The 17,166-nt window shown below is 73.4% G+C and carries 13 protein-coding genes; 5 read left to right on the top strand and 8 right to left on the bottom strand.

Translation table 11 applies throughout. The annotated features are described in order from the left end of the window. Nucleotides 1–225: 225 nt before the first annotated feature. The 3 genes from AC069K_RS05765 to AC069K_RS05755 all read left to right on the top strand — a co-directional run bounded on the left by AC069K_RS05765 (nucleotide 226) and on the right by AC069K_RS05755 (nucleotide 4,554). Nucleotides 226–1,074, top strand: a complete 849-nt coding sequence (locus AC069K_RS05765) for a 3-hydroxyacyl-CoA dehydrogenase family protein (protein ID WP_358833292.1) — start codon at nucleotides 226–228, stop codon at nucleotides 1,072–1,074. Nucleotides 1,075–1,233: 159 nt separating this feature from the next. Beyond that, nucleotides 1,234–1,557 (top strand): STAS domain-containing protein, encoded by a 324-nt coding sequence (locus AC069K_RS05760; protein WP_067163978.1) that lies wholly within the window; start codon nucleotides 1,234–1,236, stop codon nucleotides 1,555–1,557. 312 nt (nucleotides 1,558–1,869) lie between these two features. Then, nucleotides 1,870–4,554 (top strand): ATP-binding protein, encoded by a 2,685-nt coding sequence (locus tag AC069K_RS05755; protein ID WP_478612392.1) that lies wholly within the window; start codon nucleotides 1,870–1,872, stop codon nucleotides 4,552–4,554. 296 nt (nucleotides 4,555–4,850) lie between these two features. Here AC069K_RS05755 and nucS read toward each other — a convergent pair whose 3' ends face one another. Continuing rightward, nucleotides 4,851–5,522, bottom strand: a complete 672-nt coding sequence (gene nucS / locus AC069K_RS05750; protein WP_358833290.1) for an endonuclease NucS — start codon at nucleotides 5,520–5,522, stop codon at nucleotides 4,851–4,853. A 214-nt stretch (nucleotides 5,523–5,736) separates the two neighbouring features. On the opposite strand from nucS, the gene AC069K_RS05745 reads away from it, so the two are divergent. Next, entirely contained in the window at nucleotides 5,737–6,129 is a 393-nt protein-coding gene (locus tag AC069K_RS05745; protein ID WP_351666312.1) for an SCO5389 family protein, read from the top strand. Nucleotides 6,130–6,240: 111 nt separating this feature from the next. Here the strand turns inward: AC069K_RS05745 and AC069K_RS05740 are convergent, their stop codons facing one another. Further along, entirely contained in the window at nucleotides 6,241–7,272 is a 1,032-nt protein-coding gene (locus AC069K_RS05740; protein ID WP_365102559.1) for an LLM class flavin-dependent oxidoreductase, read from the bottom strand. A 216-nt stretch (nucleotides 7,273–7,488) separates the two neighbouring features. Between AC069K_RS05740 and AC069K_RS05735 the strand changes: the two genes are divergently transcribed. Next, nucleotides 7,489–7,815 carry an ATP/GTP-binding protein gene (locus AC069K_RS05735; RefSeq protein ID WP_365102353.1) on the top strand — a complete coding sequence of 109 codons (327 nt, stop codon included), beginning with the start codon at nucleotides 7,489–7,491 and terminating at the stop codon, nucleotides 7,813–7,815. Between the two features lie 19 nt (nucleotides 7,816–7,834). On the opposite strand, the gene AC069K_RS05730 is transcribed toward AC069K_RS05735, so the two are convergent. From AC069K_RS05730 to scy, 6 genes are all read right to left on the bottom strand, one after another. Beyond that, on the bottom strand, nucleotides 7,835–8,671 hold the full coding sequence (locus AC069K_RS05730) for an ABC transporter permease (protein WP_478612386.1): 837 nt from the start codon (nucleotides 8,669–8,671) through the stop codon (nucleotides 7,835–7,837). After that, nucleotides 8,668–9,861, bottom strand: a complete 1,194-nt coding sequence (locus AC069K_RS05725; protein ID WP_358833287.1) for an ABC transporter ATP-binding protein — start codon at nucleotides 9,859–9,861, stop codon at nucleotides 8,668–8,670. The genes AC069K_RS05730 and AC069K_RS05725 overlap by 4 nt, the downstream gene beginning before the upstream one ends. 180 nt (nucleotides 9,862–10,041) lie before the next feature. Then, nucleotides 10,042–10,821 (bottom strand): ABC transporter permease, encoded by a 780-nt coding sequence (locus AC069K_RS05720; protein ID WP_365102348.1) that lies wholly within the window; start codon nucleotides 10,819–10,821, stop codon nucleotides 10,042–10,044. A 3-nt stretch (nucleotides 10,822–10,824) separates the two neighbouring features. After that, nucleotides 10,825–11,856 carry an ABC transporter ATP-binding protein gene (locus AC069K_RS05715; RefSeq protein ID WP_478612380.1) on the bottom strand — a complete coding sequence of 344 codons (1,032 nt, stop codon included), beginning with the start codon at nucleotides 11,854–11,856 and terminating at the stop codon, nucleotides 10,825–10,827. Nucleotides 11,857–11,960: 104 nt separating this feature from the next. Next, nucleotides 11,961–12,899, bottom strand: coding sequence for a coiled-coil domain-containing protein (locus tag AC069K_RS05710; protein ID WP_101390172.1), 939 nt, complete (start codon nucleotides 12,897–12,899; stop codon nucleotides 11,961–11,963). A 114-nt stretch (nucleotides 12,900–13,013) separates the two neighbouring features. Next, complete coding sequence (scy, locus tag AC069K_RS05705) at nucleotides 13,014–17,141, bottom strand: polarized growth protein Scy (RefSeq protein ID WP_478612377.1); 4,128 nt, start codon at nucleotides 17,139–17,141, stop codon at nucleotides 13,014–13,016. Nucleotides 17,142–17,166: the final 25 nt, after the last annotated feature.

Here is a 17,166-nt window from a genome sequence, read left to right as displayed (position 1 = left end):
GACCGTCACGGCCCGGTCCGAACGGGACGGACATTCCCCGCCCAAGTACGCGGTAGGGGACGAGCGGTGGGCTCCGGGGGGCCTTCGGTGAGACGCCGCTCACCCGTCTTGGTGTGATGTCCGTCATCTGAGACGTGACGCGCATCTCTTACGGCTCCCAAGACGCCTCACGGCCGATAGCCTCCGCCGGAGAGCCGTATCAGTAAGCCGTCAAAGGGGTGTGAAGTGGCCAGGAAGCTCGCCGTCATCGGGGCCGGACTCATGGGTTCGGGCATCGCGCAGGTCTCGGCGCAGGCGGGCTGGGACGTCGTGCTGCGTGACGTCACCGACGAGGCGCTGACCCGGGGCACCGACGGCATCAAGGCCTCGTACGACAAGTTCGTGGGCAAGGGCAGGCTGGCCGCCGAGGACGCGGAGGCCGCGCTCGGCCGCATCACCACCACCACCGACCTGGACGCCGCCGCCGACGCCGACATCGTCGTCGAGGCCGTCTTCGAGAAGCTGGAGGTCAAGCACGACATCTTCCGTACGCTCGACAAGATCGTGCGCGCGGACACCGTGCTCGCCTCCAACACCTCCGCCATCCCGATCACCAAGATCGCGGCGGCCACCGAGAACCCCGAGCGGGTCGTCGGTGTGCACTTCTTCTCGCCGGTCCCGATGATGCAGCTCTGCGAGCTGGTACGCGGCTACAAGACGAGCGACGAAACCCTGGCCACCGCCCGGGAGTTCGCCGAGTCCGTCGGCAAGACCTGCATCGTCGTCAACCGCGACGTCGCCGGTTTCGTCACCACCCGGCTGATCTCGGCGCTCGTCGTCGAGGCGGCCAAGCTGTACGAGTCGGGCGTGGCCACCGCCGAGGACATCGACCTCGCGTGCAAGCTCGGCTTCGGCCACGCGATGGGCCCGCTGGCCACCGCCGACCTCACCGGCGTGGACATCCTGCTCCACGCCACCAGCAACATCTACACCGAGTCGCAGGACGAGAAGTTCGCGCCGCCGGAGCTGATGCGCCGGATGGTTGACGCCGGTGACATCGGTCGCAAGAGCGGGCAGGGCTTCTACAAGCACTGATTGACGCGCCCTCACCTCCCCTTGCCCCGGAATCACTCCATGGGGTGAATTAGGTATCGGTTCGCTTACAGACGGCAACTTCCCTGCGGTCTGTGCAGTCAGTTGGTGCAGTAAGAGACGACAGGCAGACAGGCATACGGAGCACTCCGGGGAGTTCATATGCACATCAGGGGCGACCACGTCGAGCTGGTCGTCGGGGGCCGCCTCGACGTCCGCAGCGCGGCGGACGCCCGTACGGTCCTGCACTCGGCCGTCGACGACGGAGCCGGCGACCTGGTGCTCGACCTGACCGAGCTGGACTCCTGGGACGCCACCGGCCTCGGGGTGATCATGGGCGCCCACCGGCGGGCCGGCCGCTGCGGCCGGCGGCTGGTGCTGCGGGGCGTCCCGCCCCAGATGCAGCGCCTGCTGGTGGCGACCCGGCTGCACCGCATCCTCGCCATCGAGGGCGGCATCGCCGCGGAGGCGCTGCCGCGCGTGTGAGCGCGCGCGGCGCCCCCGCCGTACGCCGGTACGCCGCCCTCCCGCCGCTCTGTCGCGCACGTCTGTTGCGCACGGCCTGTGCGGCACTGGTGCAGATCATGTGGAAGCCGGTCCTCCGCACGCAATCCTCACCGGACTGTGACGCTCTGGGCGGGTTGGCACCCCGCCCGTTCGGCGATACTGGGCGAAGGTTTAGGGTGCGGTCTCCCGCCGGTCGACATCCCTGCGGCGGGGACCGGACCAGAGCGACAGCGCAGTGCGTAGCGGCCGGGTGGGGCAAGGTTACGCAGGCGCATCTGGGGGGCTTTCACCATGAACCCGATGGACACCCGGGGACCGGACGAGTTCGACGACGAGCAGGACGGACACGGACCGGGCCAGGGCGCCGCGGCCCCGCGCAAGGAGCGCGAACGCGCCGCCGTCACCCCCGAACTCGGCACCCGCGCCGCCTCACTCGCGCGCACGGTCCGGCTCGTCTCGGGCGACTTCCTGCTCACCGTCAACCCCGTCGACGGCAGCGAGATAGCCGCCTGCCCGCCGGGCGAGATACCCGGCCGGCCCGAACGCCGCTCCGCCACCGAACGCACCGAGCGGGAACGGGCGCTCAGGCCCCCCGTACCCGCCGGTCCCGCGGCGCCCGCGCCGGTCCTGCTGGAGCGCGACGAGGAGCGCGAGCGGCTCGTGCGCCTGCTGGGCCGGGGCCGTTCCGTCCGGCTCACCGGCCCCGCCGGCTCCGGGCGCACCGCCCTGCTCGACGCGGTGGCCGCCGACTGCGCCGGCCTCGCCCCCGACGGCGTCGTCCGCCTCAGCGGCCACCGCCGCACCCCGCAGGAACTCCTGCACGAGCTGTACGCGACGGTGTACCGCTCTCCGTTGCACCGGCCCGACCGGGCCGGGCTCCACGACCAGGTCCGCGAGATCGGGGCGATCGTCGTCGTCGACGACCTGGAGTTCGGCGGCGCCGCCCTGGAGGAACTGCTCTCCGCCACCCCCGAATGCGCCTTCCTCCTCGCCGCGACACCCGACGTCGCCGCGCCCCTCGCCGAGTCCGCGCTCGAAGAGCTCCCGCTGACCGGGCTCGGGCGCGCCGCCTCCCTGGAACTCCTGGAGCAGGCCGTGGACCGGCCGCTCACCGACGACGAGGCCAACTGGGCGGGCGACCTCTGGTTCGAGTCCGAGGGCCTGCCCCTGCGGTTCGTCCAGGCGGGCGCGCTGCTGCGGCAGCGGGACGGGCTGCGCGGCGAGGGCGCCCCGCTCGACGAGTTCGGGCTGCCGGTCGAGGGGCCCGAGGACCTGTCGGTCTTCTCCGCCGAGGGCCGCGAGATGCCGCTGCCGTCGCTGGGCGAGGGCGCCGCACCCGCCGCGCCGCTCGCGGCCCGGCTCGGCCAGGCCGCCCGGGAGACCCTGCGGTTCGCCGTCGCGCTCGGCGGCGAGGTGCCGCACCAGGCGCACCTGCCGGCGCTCGTCGGCGACACCCACGCGGACGCCGCCCTGGGCGAACTGCTCGGCTGCGGGCTGCTCTCCCCGGTCGGTACGCGCTACCGGCTCGCGGCGGGCGTGCTCACGCAGTTGGAGGCCGCCGGGTACGGGGAGTCCGAGGAGGGCACCGCGGAGCGGGCGCACACCGCCGCCCGCCACTACGCCTGGTGGACCGGCCACCCCTCGGTGACGCCCGAGCGGGCCGCGGCCGAGGCGGACGCGGTGCTCGCCGCCCTGGCCGCGCTGGTGCCCGGCGACGGCGCCGAGCACCCCGCCACGGCCGTGCGGCTCGCCCGCAGCGCGGCGCCCGCGTTCGCGGCGGGGCTGCACTGGGGAGCGTGGGAGCGGGCGCTGCGGATCGGCTCGGCCGCGGCCCGGCTCACCGGCGAGGTGGCCGACGAGGCGTACTTCCACCACGAACTCGGCGTCCTCGCGCTCTGCGCCGGCAACGTCGACCGCGCCCGGGCCGAACTGGAGGCGTCCATCGGGCTCAAGGGCGCGCTCTCCGACAAGCGGGGCACGGTCGCGGGCCGCCGCGCGCTGGCCCTGGTCGAGGACCGCTCCGGCCACCCGGCGGTGGTGGTCTCGGGCGGCCGCACCCCGTCCGGCGACGAGGTCCCGGCGGCGCGCCACGAGGAGTCCCAGTCGCCGCCCGCGGGCGTTCCGGCCCCGGTGCCGTTCCCGGCCCTCGCCCTGGCCCCGGCACCGCCCCCCGAGGGCGTGCCGACCGTACTGATACCCGGCGCGACGCCCGGGTCGGCCAAGCGGACGCTGTTCACCGGCACGCGCCGCAACCTGGTGGCGGCGGGCGCGGGAGCCGTGCTGGCGGCGGTCCTGGGCACGGTGGTGACGCTGGGCGCGACCTCCGGTTCGGACGCGCCCGACGACAAGGTCGAGCAGCAGCGGCAGTCGGTGGACGAGGGGGACGGCGGGGAGGTGGGTCTTCCGGCGGACAGCCCGACGCCGCCGGCGACGAGGCGTCCCCGGTCCGGGGGCGGTTCCGCGACGCCGCCGTCCTCGTCCCCGGTCCACCACGGCGTGCCCGGGACGTCTCCGTCCTCGGTCCCCTCGTCGCCGTCGACGTCCTCGGGGAAGCCGTCCACGCCCTCGGGGTCGCCGTCGAAGCCGACGGGGAAGCCCTCGACGTCCGGGGGAGGGTCGTCCACGACGGGCGGATCGTCCACGACGGGAGGGACCACGAGCACGGGCGGTACGTCCACGGGCGGGACCACGGGGTCCACGACCGGGTCGCCCACCGGGGGTACGTCCTCGACCGGCGGGACGACGTCCAGCGGCGGCACGTCGGATGGCGGCACCACCGGCTCGACCTCGGGCGGCTCGACCACGACCGGCGGGTCGACCACCGGCGGGGAGACCACGACGGGCGGGTCGGGTACGGGCGGGACGTCCACGGGCGGGACGGACGGGACTTCGGGGGCGACCACGGGGTCGTCCGCGTCCGGCGGGACGACCCCGAGCGGCAGCGCGTCCGCCCCGGCGGCGTCGCCTTCGGCGTAGGCCCCCCACCCCGCCCCTTCCCGAAAGCCTCCGGCGGTTGCCGGTCGTCCGCGGGTGGGTGGGGGTCGGCCGCGCAGTTCCCCGCGCCCCTGAGGCAACTCCGCCGACCGCACCGGCTGACCTCGGGGCGCAGCCCGCCCCGTAGCGGCGCGGGGAACTGCGCGACGAGCCCCCACCGGGCCGCAGATGACCACGGGGTTTGGGGCGAAGCCCCGTTCTTCAGGGGCGCGGGGAACTGCGCGACCAGCGACCACCGGGCCGCAGATCACCCAAGGAACCGGGGCCGGGGCCCGAGGTCAGAACAGGCGGAGTTTGTCGTCCTCGATGCCGCGCAGCGCGTCGTAGTCCAGCACCACGCACCCGATCTCCCGGTCCGTCGCCAGCACCCGCGCCTGCGGCTTGATCTCCTGCGCCGCGAACACCCCCCGTACCGGGGCCAGGTGCGGGTCGCGGTTGAGCAGCTCCAGGTAGCGCGTGAGCTGCTCGACCCCGTCGATCTCGCCGCGCCGCTTGATCTCCACCGCCACCGTCCCGCCGGACGCGTCCCGGCAGAGGATGTCGACGGGCCCGATCGCCGTCGGGTACTCGCGGCGGATCAGGGTGTACCCCTCGCCCAGCGTCTCGATGCGGTCCGCGAGCAGCTCCTGGAGGTGCGCTTCCACGCCGTCCTTGATGAGGCCCGGGTCCACGCCCAGCTCGTGGGAGGAGTCGTGGAGGATCTCCTCCATCGTGATGATGAGCTTCTCGCCCGCCTTGTTCACCACGGTCCAGACGTCGACACCGTCCGCCGTCCCCTCCTTGAGGGTGCAGGGCGGAGACATCCAGTTGAGGGGCTTGTACGCCCGGTCGTCCGCGTGGATGGAGACGCTGTTGTCCGCCTTCACCAGGATCAGCCTGGTGGCGGAGGGCAGATGGGCGGTGAGGCGGCCCGCGTAGTCGACGGAGCAGCGGGCGATGACGAGACGCATGGTCGGCAACGCTACTCGAATCCCCCCGCCGAACGCGATTCGTCCGGCAAAGCACTGTTCGTTATTGGCCGGTTACGTGCCAAGTACCTGTCGCAGCCACCATGCCGCCCCTACCGTGTAAGCGGGAGGTCGTCGGTCAGGCACACAGCGTGGCCGACTTCGTTCCTTTCCCTGGCCGTAAGACCCCCTCCCCGGGGTCGCGAGAGGAGAAACCATGTCGCTCGACGTCTCACCGGCCCTACTCGAACAGGCCGAGCGAGGCGAGGTCGACGAAGCCGATTTCGTCGACTGCGTCCGGACCTCCCTGCCGTACGCGTGGGAGATGATCAGTTCTCTGGTGGCCCAGCTGAAGGTGGACGGTGGCGAGTTCGCCGACAACCAGACGCCTCCGCCGGACGAGCAGGCGCGCGGCCAGCTTCTTCGTGCGCTCGCGAGTGACGCCATCCGCGGTGCGCTCCAGCGGCACTTCGGTGTCCGCCTGGCGTTCCAGAACTGCCATCGCGTGGCGGTGTTCCCGCTGGACCCGTCGGTCGACGAGCGGCTCGCCCGCTTCACCTCGATCCGGGGTCAACTGCTCAACCAGTCCCCGGAGTTGAGGGACTGCTGAGGTCTTCGCCGCCGCTCCGCATCGCGGGAGGTGCGACTGATGCGGAGCGGGGGCTCTCCGCGGCGGCCCCCGGCCTCGCGCCCCCTCGGGGCGCCGTCCCCCTCGGGCCCCTCATCCCAGCAGCGGCAGCACGTCCGCGCCGAGCCTGCGGACGTTCTCCTCCGTCGCGGCCAGGTCCCCCGATCCCTCCACCAGGAAGGCGAAGCGCGTGATGCCCGTCTTCTCCGCCGTCGCCGCGATACGGTCCGCCGCGAGCCGCGGTGTGCCGACCGGGTGGAGGTCGCAGAGCAGTTCCGTGTACTCCACGGGGTCGCGCATGGCCCGGTGGCGGCCGTCGACCGTCACATGCGCGTCCAGCCCCTGCTTCAGCCAGCCGGGCATCGCCTTCAGCAGGGTCTCGGCGGCCTGGGCGCTGTGGTCCTCGATCTGCGCCACCCCCGCCGACACGTGCGGCGCCGCGGCCACCGCCTCCGGTGCGACCCCGGACGCCAGCGCGTGCGACCGCCACAGCGCGACCATCTCCGCCTTCTCCTCGTCGCCGCAGTGCATCCCGAGCAGCATCGGCAGACCGCGCTCGGCCGCCAGCCGCACGCTCTTCGGCGAGGTGCACGCCACGATGACCTCGGGGCCCGCCGGGCCGTCCGCCGGCCACTCGTCGGGCCTCGGCACCACCGGGACCTCCCGGAAGGCGAAACGTTCGCCCTCGGACGAGACCCGGGGTTCGGACAGCCAGCGCAGCAGCAGGTCCAGCGACTCCGAAAAGCCCTCCTCGTACGCCCGCAGGCCCGCGCCGAAGACCTCCAGGTCGACCCAGGGACCACCCCGGCCGACCCCCAGCGAGAACCGGCCGCCGGACGTCAGGTGCAGCAGCGCCGCCTGCTCGCCCAGCGCCACCGGGTGCGCGTTCGGCAGGACGCTGACCGCCGTGCCCACCCGGATCCGGCGGGTGCGCCCCAGCAGCAGCGCCGCCAGCGTCACCGCCGACGGGCAGACCCCGTACGGCACGAAGTGGTGCTCGGCGAGCCACACCGAGTCCAGGCCCGCCTCCTCGGCCACCTCGGCGGACCGCACCGCCCGGTGCAGCGCCTCCCCCTGGCCCTGGCCCGGGAACTGGGCGGCCAGTACAAATGTTCCGACACGCATCGCCTTCATGCCTCCTCGCGGCCGACGCGGCTCCCCCTCTTACCGGCAACAACGTCTGACAAGTGCCAAGGGCACGGCCGGGCGCGAACTTGTTGCGATAGTCCGGTAAGTGTCCCCCGTACGAGTTACCGTGCCACCCCTGTGCGGCTCGGGTACCCGGGGCAAGTACCTCTACGCTGGAGGCAGTCCGTCCGCCCGGCCCCGTGAGGTGTTTCCGTGTCCCCGCGCCGCAACCGCCCCAAGGGCGGCGACCAGCCGACCGCACCGACCGGCGGGCCGGGGGACCGCTTCGGCCTCGGGCGCACCGAGACGTACCAGGGCGAGGAGTGGTCCGTGCGGCACGTCAGCGGAGCGAGCGCCCAGGGCAAGCGCTACCGCTGCCCCGGCTGCGACCAGGAGATCCCCTCCGGCGTCCCGCACGTGGTGGCCTGGCCCGAGTACGGCGGCGTCGACGACCGCCGCCACTGGCACAAGGCCTGCTGGAACGCCAAGGACCGCCGCACCAGCAGGGTGCAGCGGTCCAGGAACGCGCCCAGGTACTAGGGCGTGTACGGGCGGAGCCTCACACGTCCCGGCTGTTCAGCGCCGCGAAGGCGCCGCCGAGCGCCGCGGCCGCGACCGCGCCCAGGATCAGCAGCGGGGTCCAGCCGGTGGGGCCCGAGTCGCTCACCGTGGAGCCGTAGAAGACGGCCAGCTGGCTGGGGATGGAGTACTCGAACAGGGCGTCGCGCACCGACTCCAGCGACGGCGAGAACATGAACAGGCCGAGCACCAGCGGCAGCAGCACCAGGCCGATCATGATCGTGATCGCGCCGGCCGAGTGCCGGATCACCGCTCCGACCGCGAGCGAGAGCAGGCCGAGCGTGGAGACGTAGAGGCCGACGCCGACCGTCGCCTTGAACAGCTCGGAGCCGGTCGGCTGCGCGGCGCTGTCCACCATCCCGGTCTGCATCATCGCCACCAGCCCTGTGGTGAGCGTGACGATGACGAAGGACAGCAGGAAGAAGACGATCGACTTGGCGGCGAGGATCCGGGCCCGGCTGGGGCAGGCCGTCAGCGTGGTGCGGATCATGCCCGTGCCGTACTCGGAGGCGATGGTCAGCACGCCGAGCGTGATCACGCAGATCGAGCCGAGCAGGACGCCGTAGAACCCCAGGGCGAGGAGCGGGGTGTCGCCCATGTCCGAACTGGAGGAGTTGACCGCGACCGCGGCGAGCAGTCCGATGCCGATCACGAGCGCGATCAGCACGCCGAGGGTCCACAGGGTGGAGCGCACCGAGCGGATCTTCGTCCACTCCGAGGCGATGGCGTCGCCGAGGGAGGCGGGCCGCACCGGGATCGGCGAGGTGTACGTCCCGAGGGGCGCACCCGGTGCCTGCTGCTGGTAGGGGGTGGTCATCGGGCGTCCTCGGGCTTGGTCAGGGAGGGGGCGGTCGCGGGGGCGGCCGGAGCAGGCTGCCGGGGGGCCGCGGCGGGCGCCTGCGGCACGGGAGCCTGCGCCGGGGCGGCCGGGGCACCCGGGGGCGCCGCCGGGGCCTGCGCGGGGGCGTGCGGGGCCGCGTAGGGGTTCTGCCCGGGCGGCGGCGGGGCGTACCAGCCCTGGGTCGGCACCTCGGGGATCACCGGCGGCGGCTGGTGGCCGGGCGGCAGCGGCTGCATCAGACCGGCCTTCTGGTCGGCCGTGGAGCGGTAGTCCACCGCGCCCTGCGTCATCCGCATGTACGCCTCCTCCAGCGAGGCCTGGTGCGGGGAGAGCTCCCACAGGCGTACGTCCGCCTCGTGGGCGAGGTCGCTGATGCGCGGCAGTGCGAGGCCGGTCACCCGCAGGGCGCCGTCCGGCTCCGGCATGACCTGGCCGCCGGCCTCGGTCAGGGTGGCCGTCAGCTTCTCCCGGCCGGTGGGCTCGGGGGTGCGCACGCGCGCGAAGTCGGCGGAGTTGTGGGAGATGAAGTCCGTGACGCTCATGTCGGCGAGCAGTTGGCCGCGGCCGATCACGATGAGGTGGTCGGCGGTCAGCGCCATCTCGCTCATCAGGTGCGAGGAGACGAAGACGGTACGGCCCTCGGCGGCGAGCCGCTTCATGAGGTTGCGCACCCACAGGATGCCCTCGGGGTCGAGGCCGTTGACCGGCTCGTCGAAGAGCAGCACCTGGGGGTCGCCGAGCAGGGCCGCGGCGATGCCCAGCCGCTGGCCCATCCCGAGCGAGAACCCCTTGGAGCGCTTGCCCGCCACCTCCTGGAGCCCGACGACCCCGAGCACCTCGTCGACCCGGCGGGCCGGGATGCCCGACAGCTGGGCGAGCGAGAGCAGGTGGTTGCGGGCGCTGCGGCCGCCGTGGACGGCCTTGGCGTCGAGCAGCGCGCCGACCTGGCGGGGCGCGTTGGGGAGCGAGCGGTAGGGGTGGCCGCCGATGGTGACATGACCGGACGTGGGCTGGTCCAGGCCGAGGATCATGCGCATGGTCGTCGACTTGCCGGAGCCGTTGGGCCCCAGGAAGCCGGTGACGGCGCCCGGCCTCACCTGGAAGGAAAGGTTGTACACGGCTGTCTTGGCGCCGTAGCGCTTCGTCAGGCCGACTGCCTCGATCATTCTCCAGCCCCATCGACGGTGTGGGTCGTCGGGGCGGTGGCCGATCGCCAGGGTGCCCCCGTATGAGTGAGGAGCTTATCCAGGACTTTACGGTTCCGGCCAAGCGATGACAGTTGGGTTACGTCGGCGTTCGTCCCTTATGTCCGCCGACTTTCCGCAGGTCAGGGGCCCGCCGCGGGTTCAGGCGTCGCGCTTCTTGAGGACGAGGTAGCCGCCCGCGAGCGCCGCCGCCACCCACAGCGCCATGATCCCGAGCCCGGCCCACGGTCCGTACGGCGGCGGCTCGCTGTTCATCGCGTTCGGCACCACCTGCATGATCTTGGAGCCCGCCTGGTCGGGGAAGTAGCGGGCCACCTTCTTGGCGCCCGGGACCGCCGACAGGATCTGCGAGATCAGGAAGAAGAACGGCATCAGGATGCCGAGCGAGAGCATCGAGCTGCGCAGCATCGTGGCCACGCCCATCGAGAAGAGCGCGATCAGCGCCATGTAGAGCCCCGCCCCGACGACCGCCCGCAGCACGTTCGGCTCGCCGATGGCGGTGCGGTGCGGGCCGAGCAGCGCCTGGCCGAGGAAGAAGGAGAGGAAGCTGGTCGCCATGCCCACGACCAGGGCGAGCGCGGTGGCCACCAGGAGCTTGGCGAAGAGGAAGGTGGCGCGCTGCGGCACGGCGGCCAGCGAGGTGCGGATCATGCCCGAGCTGTACTCGGTGCCGACCACCAGGACGCCGAAGACCACCATCGCCAGCTGGCCGAGCACCATTCCGGAGAAGCTGACGTAGGTCGCGTCGAACGTCATGCGCTCGGCCGGCTTGAGATCGTCGAACTGCGACTTCATCAGCGCGCACAGGGCCGCGCTCACCGCGACGGTGACGACGAACGCGCAGATCAGCGTCCAGGACGTGGAGGAGACCGAACGGATCTTGGTCCACTCCGAGCGGAGGACCGCGGGTACCGAGGCCATCGGTCACACCCCCCGGTCCGGGCCGTCCGGGCCGTCCGGGGTGTTCCCGGCCGGGCCGCCCCGGGTGCGGGTCCGGTAGCCCTCGCCCCAGGCCGGCGCGGGCGCCGCCGGGGCCGGGCCGTGCGCGCTGTCGGAGTGCGCGTGGTACTCCACCGATCCCGCCGTCATCCGCATGAACGCCTCCTCCAGCGAGGCCTGCTGGCCCGACAGCTCGTGCAGGACGATCCGGTGCTGCGCGGCCAGCTCGCCGAGCCGTTCGATCCTGCCGTTGTCGACCTCCAGGGCGCCGTCCCCGGTCTGGGTGACGGGGATCCCGGCCTGCGCCAGGACATCGAGCAGGTGTTCCCATTGGGGCGAGCGCAGCCGGACGAAACTCCGTGAATTCTGCCGAATGAAATCCGCCATCGATGTATCGGCGAGCAGTCGGCCCTGGCCGATGACGATCAAATGATCCGCCGTCAGCGCCATTTCACTCATCAGATGAGACGAGACGAAGATCGTTCTGCCCTCCGCCGCGAGGGCTTTCATCAGATTGCGGATCCAGTGAATTCCCTCGGGGTCCAGACCATTGACGGGTTCGTCGAACATCAGGATCTCGGGGTCGCCGAGCAGCGCGGAGGCGATTCCCAGCCGCTGGCCCATGCCGAGCGAGAACCCCTTGGACTTCTTCTTCGCCACCGCCGTCAGCCCGACGGTGTCGAGGACCTCCGCGACCCGGCGCTCGGGAATCCGGTTCGACTGCGCCAGGCACAGCAGGTTGTTGTACGCGCTGCGGCCGCCGTGCATCGACTTGGCGTCGAGGAGCGCGCCGATGTACTTCAACGGCTCGTCCAGCTCGCGGTAGTGCCGCCCGTCGATGCGCACGGTGCCGCTGGTCGGGTTGTCGAGGTCGAGCATCATCCGCATGGTGGTGGACTTGCCGGCGCCGTTGGGGCCCAGGAAGCCGGTCACCACACCCGGTCGCACCTGGAACGACAGGTCGTCGACCGCGGTCTTGTCGCCGAAGCGCTTGGTGAGACCGGCCAGCTCGATCATGCGGCCACGATAGGGGCGGACAGAGCCCCCCGCCACCGGAGTGGCGAGGGGCTCATCGCGTCACCGACGCAGCCCACGGGGGAGGAGCTGCGGCACGGACGGGACTAGCGGGACTGCTGCGCCGGGACGCCGCGCGAGACGGGCTCGTCGTCGACCGGGGAGCCGGCCGCCGCGACCGCCGCGCCCGTGAGGGTCGCCAGCATCTCGCGGACGTTGGTCAGCTGCGCGTTGATCGAGTCGCGGCGGTTGGTGAGCGCCGCCAGCTCGCGCTCGGATTCCGAACGGATGCGGTCGGCCTTGGCGTTGGCGTCCGCCACGATGTCCTCGGCCTGGCGCTGGGCCGTCTCGACCGTCTGACGGGCCCGGCGCTCCGCGTCCGTACGCAGCTTCTCGGCCTCCAGGCGGAGCTGCTCGGCGCGGTGCTCGATCTCGGCGAGACGCTTCTCCGCCTTCGCCTGACGCGAGGCCAGGTCGCGCTCGGACTGCTCGCGGCGCTTGGCGAGGTTCGTCTCGAAGTCGGCCGCCGCCTGCGCGGCCTTGGCGCGGGTCTCCTCGAAGAGGGCGTCCGCCTCCTCGCGCTTGGACTGCGCGTCCTTCTGCGCCTCGGAGCGCAGCGTGGAGGCGTCACCCTTCGCCTTCTCGACGATCCGGACGCCCTCGTCCTCCGCCTTCGCCTTGCGCTCGGCGGCGAACGACTCGGCGTCGTTGCGCACCTGCTGGGCGGCCGACTCGGCCAGCTCGCGGTGCTGTTCGGCGGCGCGGCGCGCCTCCTCGCGCAGGTCCTTCGCCTCTTCCTCGGCGAGACGCAGGATCTTCTCGACCCGCGCGCCCAGGCCCGCGTACGACGGCTCCGCGTCGTTCACCTGGGCCTGGGCGTTCTGCGTTTCGAGGTGCAGTTCCTCGATGCGCTTTTCCAGAGAAGTGATCCGTGCCAGAGCGCTGTCACGGTCGGCGACGAGCTTGGTAATGCGGTCGTCCACCTGACCGCGGTCGTAACCACGCCGCACGAGCTCGAAGCCGAAGGGGGAGGAAGTGTCGCTCATGGGGTTCCTGTCGAATGAGACCGGTGAGGTGATAGGGGGAATCCTAGGGGCCCAGGCGGCGTGGCATCGAGCGTATGCCCGTTTGATCTGGAGAATGTCCAGCCTTTTGAGTGGCTACCCCTCCGAAGACTTGCCACTCGAACGGGTTGCTCCGGCCGAGGCTCCCGCCTTGGCGGCCTCCTTGCCGCCGGAGGCCGGGGCCTCGAAAGACTCCAACGCCTCCAGGACGTCCTGGACACGCGAGATCTCCGCGTTGATGTCCGCCCGGCGCCGGACCAGCACGTCCAGCTCGCGCTTGCCCTCGTCGACCGTGCGCCGGGCCTCCGCCGCCGCCTCGTCGCGCAGCCTGGTCGCCTCGCGGATCAGCTCGGCCTTCTTGGTCTCCGCCTCCTTGAGCAGCGCCTCGGCCTTCTTCACCGCCGCGATCCGCACCTTGCTCGCCTCGGAGTTGGCGTCCGAGAGCAGCTCCTTGGCCTTCGCCTCGGCCTGCTCCGTCTGCTCGGTGGCGGCCTTCACCAGCTTGTCGACGCGCTCGCCCGCCGTCTTCATCTGCTCCGCGCTCTCGCGCCGGGCCCGCTCGTGCAGCTCCTCGATCTCCGCCTCGGTCCGGGCCCGCACCTCCTCGGTGCGCTCCCTTATGGCCGTCGCGTCCGCGCGCGCCCCGGCGAGCAGCTCGTCCGCGTCCGTACGGGCCTTCTCCACCAGCGTGTTGCCCTCCACGGTCGCCTCCGCGACGAGCCGCTCGGCCTCCTTGCGGGCGGCGCCCACCATCGTGTCGGCCTGCTCCTCCGCCAGGGTCGCCGCGAGCAGCGCCTCCTCCTGGGCCTTCGCCACGAGCTGGTCCGCCTGCTCGGCCGCGTCCGCACGGCGCTTGGCCGCGGCGGTACGCGCCTCGTCCAGCAGCCGGTCGGCCTCCTCGCGGGCCTCGGCACGGGTCTTCTCGGCCGCCTCCTCGATCCGGGCGCGGCTCTTCTCGGCCTCCGCGCGGATCCGCTCCGCGGCCTGCTGGGCCGAGCCGACGGTCTCGGCGGCCTCGGCGCGCAGCCGCTCCGCCTCCCCGTTCGCCTCGGCGAGCATCCGCTCGGCCTCGCCGGTCGCCTCCGCGACGAGCTGGTCCGCCTGCGCCGCCGCGTCCGCGCGCCGCTTGTCGGCGGCCTGGCGTGCCTCGTCCAGCAGCCGCTCCGCCTCCGAACGCGCCTCGCTCAGGAGCAGTTCTCCCTGCTCGCGGGCGTCGGTGACCGTCTGCTCGGCCTCGGCCGCCGCGGCGGCCAGGACCGCGCCGGCGTCCGCGCGCGCCTCGGTGGTGACGAGCTCGACATAGGTGTCGGCCTCGGACGTGGTGCGCTCGGCGTGGGCGGTGGCCTCCGCGAGCAGCCGGTCGTGCTCCGACTGGCCCTCGTCGCGCAGCTGCTGAGCCTCCGCCACCAGCCGCTCGGCGGTCGCCGTCGACTCGGCGGCCAGCCGCTCGGCCTCCGAAGCCGCCTCGGTGACCAGCCGGTCGGCCTGGCTCGCGGCGTCGCCGCGGATGCGGTTGGCGTCCTCGCGGGCGTCCGCCCGGGTGCGGGCGGCGTCCTGCTCGGAGGAGGCCAGCGCGTCCGAGGCCTCGGTACGCATCCGCTGCGCGTACTCCGAGGCGTCCGAACGGGCCTTCTCCGCCTCCGCGATGGCGTCCGCCACGGTCCGCTCGGCGAGCTCCCTGGCGGCCTCGGCCTCCTCCTGCGCCCGGGCGCGCAGCCGCTGGGCGTCCTCGGCGGCGCGCTCGCGCTCGGCGTGCGCGTCGGCGCGGACCCGGTCCGCCTCCTGCTGCGCCTCCGTCTTCGTACGCTCCGCCACGTGCTCGGCCGTGGAGCGCAGCCCGGCGATCTCCTGCTCGGCCTCCTCGCGCAGCCCCGCGACGGAGTCCCGGACCTGCTGGGCGGTCTGCTCGGCGGCGGCCACCAGCTCGGTGGCGCGCCGGTCGGCCTCCTCGCCGAGCCGCACCGCCTCGGCCTGCGCCTCCTCCACCCGCTTGCGGGCGGAGGCCAGCAGCTCCTCGCTCTGCTCGCGGGCCTGCGCCCGCTCCGAACCGGCCTCACTGCGCGCCGAGTCCAGCGTCTCCTCCGCCTCGCGGCGCCGGCGCGCGGCCTCCTCCTGGGCGGCGGCGAGCGCCTCGGCGGCCTCCGCGCCCACCCGCTCGGCGGCGGCCGCGGCCTCCGCGCGCATCCGGTCGGCGGTCTCCTGCGCCTCGGACTTCAGCCGCTCGGCCTCCGCGGCCGCCTCGGACCGCAGCCGTACGGCGGCGCCCTCGGCCTCGGCACGGGCGGTCGAGGCGTCGGCGGCGGCCTCGGTACGCAGCCGCTCGGCCTCCTGCTCGGCCTGCGCCTGGAGCGTACGGACGCGCTCGGCGGCCTCCGCGCGCAGCCGCTCGGTCTCCTCGGCGGCCTCGCGCCGGATCCGCTCGCTCTCGCCGCGCGCCTCGGCGAGCGCCTGCTCGGCGGAGGCGTGCCGCTGCTCGGCCTCGGTGTGCAGCCGCGTCAACTCGGCGGCGGCCTCGGCCTGGCGGGCCGCGACGGCCCGCTCGGTCTCCTCGCGCAGCGTGGCCGCGGCCTGCTCGGCGGCCGCCCGGACGGCCTCGGCCTGCTCCTCGGCCTCCGCGCGCATCCGCTCGGCCTCGGCGCGGGTGCGCTCCAGGGTCTCCTCGGCCTGCTTGCGCAGGGTCGTGGCGCGCTCCATGGCCTCGCCGCGGACCCGCTCCGACTCGGCGCCCGCCGAGGTGCGCAGCTCCTCCGCGTCGGCCTTCGCCTTGGTCAGCAGCTCCTCGGCGGTCCTGGCCGCCTCCTCGATCTGCTGGACGCCCTCGCGGCGCGCCTCGCCCCGGATGCGCTCGCCCTCGGCGACCGCCTCGGCCCGCAGCTGCTCGGCCTCGCCGCGCAGCCGCCGCGCCTCCTCCTGGAGCTCGACCGTCCTGGCGCGGTACTCCTTGGTGTCGTCCTTGGCCGCGCCCTTGAGCTCGTCGGCCCGCTCCTCGGCCTCCAGGCGCAGCCGCTCCGCCTCGGCGTCGGCCTCGCGGCGGATCCGCTCGGCCTCCTCGGACGCCTTGCGGGTGGTCTCCTGGGCGTCCGCGGAGGCCTTGGAGAGCACCTCCTCGGCGGCCCTTGCGGCCTTGGCGAGCTGGGCGGCGGTGTCCTCGGCGGCGCTGGTGCGGGCCTTCTCGGCGGCCTCCGCGAGAAGCCGCTCGGCCTCGGCGCGGGCGTCGGCGAGCGCCTGCTCGGCCTCCGTCTTGAGCGCCTCGGACTCCTTGGTGGCCTCCGCCACCAGCCGGGCGATCTCGGTCTTGGCGGTACGGGTGCGCTGCTCGTTGGCGGACTCGGCGCCCGCGAGCTGCCTGGCCGCCGACTCCTTCGCCTCGGCCAGCACCTTCTCGGCCTCGGCGCGCGCCTCGCGCAGCGCCGACTCGGCCTCCTGCATCCGCTGCTCGGCGGCCCGGCTCAGCTCGGCCGCCTGCTGGCGCGCCTGGTCGGACTCGGCGGTGGTCGACGAGCGCAACTGCTCGGCGTGGGAGGTGGCCTCCTGGGCCTGCGCGGAGGCGGCGGTCAGCAGCCGCTCGGCGTCCTTGCGGGCCCGCAGCAGGATCGCTTCGGCTTCGGTACGGGCCGACTCGGCCTCGGCGCCGAGGCGTTGACGGGTCTCCTCGGCCAGCCGCGCGGCCTCCGCGCGGGCGGCGGCCAGCGCCGCCTCGCTCTCGGCGCGCGACTCCTCCAGCAGCCGCCTGGCCTGCGACTCGGTCCGCGCCCGCAACTGCTCGGCCCACGCCACGTTCTCGTTGACGTGGGACTCCACGGTCGCGCGCCGCTCGGCCAGCTCCTGGTCGAGCCGCTGGCGGCGGTTGACCGCCTCCGCGTGCAGCTCGGCCTGGAGCCGGGCCTGGTGCTCGGCGTGCTCCTGGAGGATGCGCTGGGTCTGGGCACGGGCCTCGCGCAGCTCGCGCTCGGCGTCGTTGCGAAGTTGCTCGGCCTGCATCTGCGCGTTGCGCAGCAGCTGTTCGGCCTGGTAGCCGATGTCCGCGGCGTCATAGGCAGGACGCGTCGCGAGGTTGCGGCGCGCCTCGTGCAGCTTGGCGCGCAGCACCTCGACCTGGTAGCCGAGGTCCTCGGCGTGCTGGACGGCCTTCTCCCGCTCGGTCTTCAGCCGGTCCATCTCGGCCTCGAACCGCGAGAGGTGGTCGTCAGGCCGGTGGCTGTCCTGGCGTTCGTAGCCCCGCACTGCGCGGTCCCATCCGTCCCCTGGT

Source organism: Streptomyces sp. NPDC043908 (assembly GCF_056435525.1).
The sequence above is the reverse complement of the archived record's forward strand: the minus strand, read 5'-3'. Positions and strand labels throughout refer to the sequence as shown.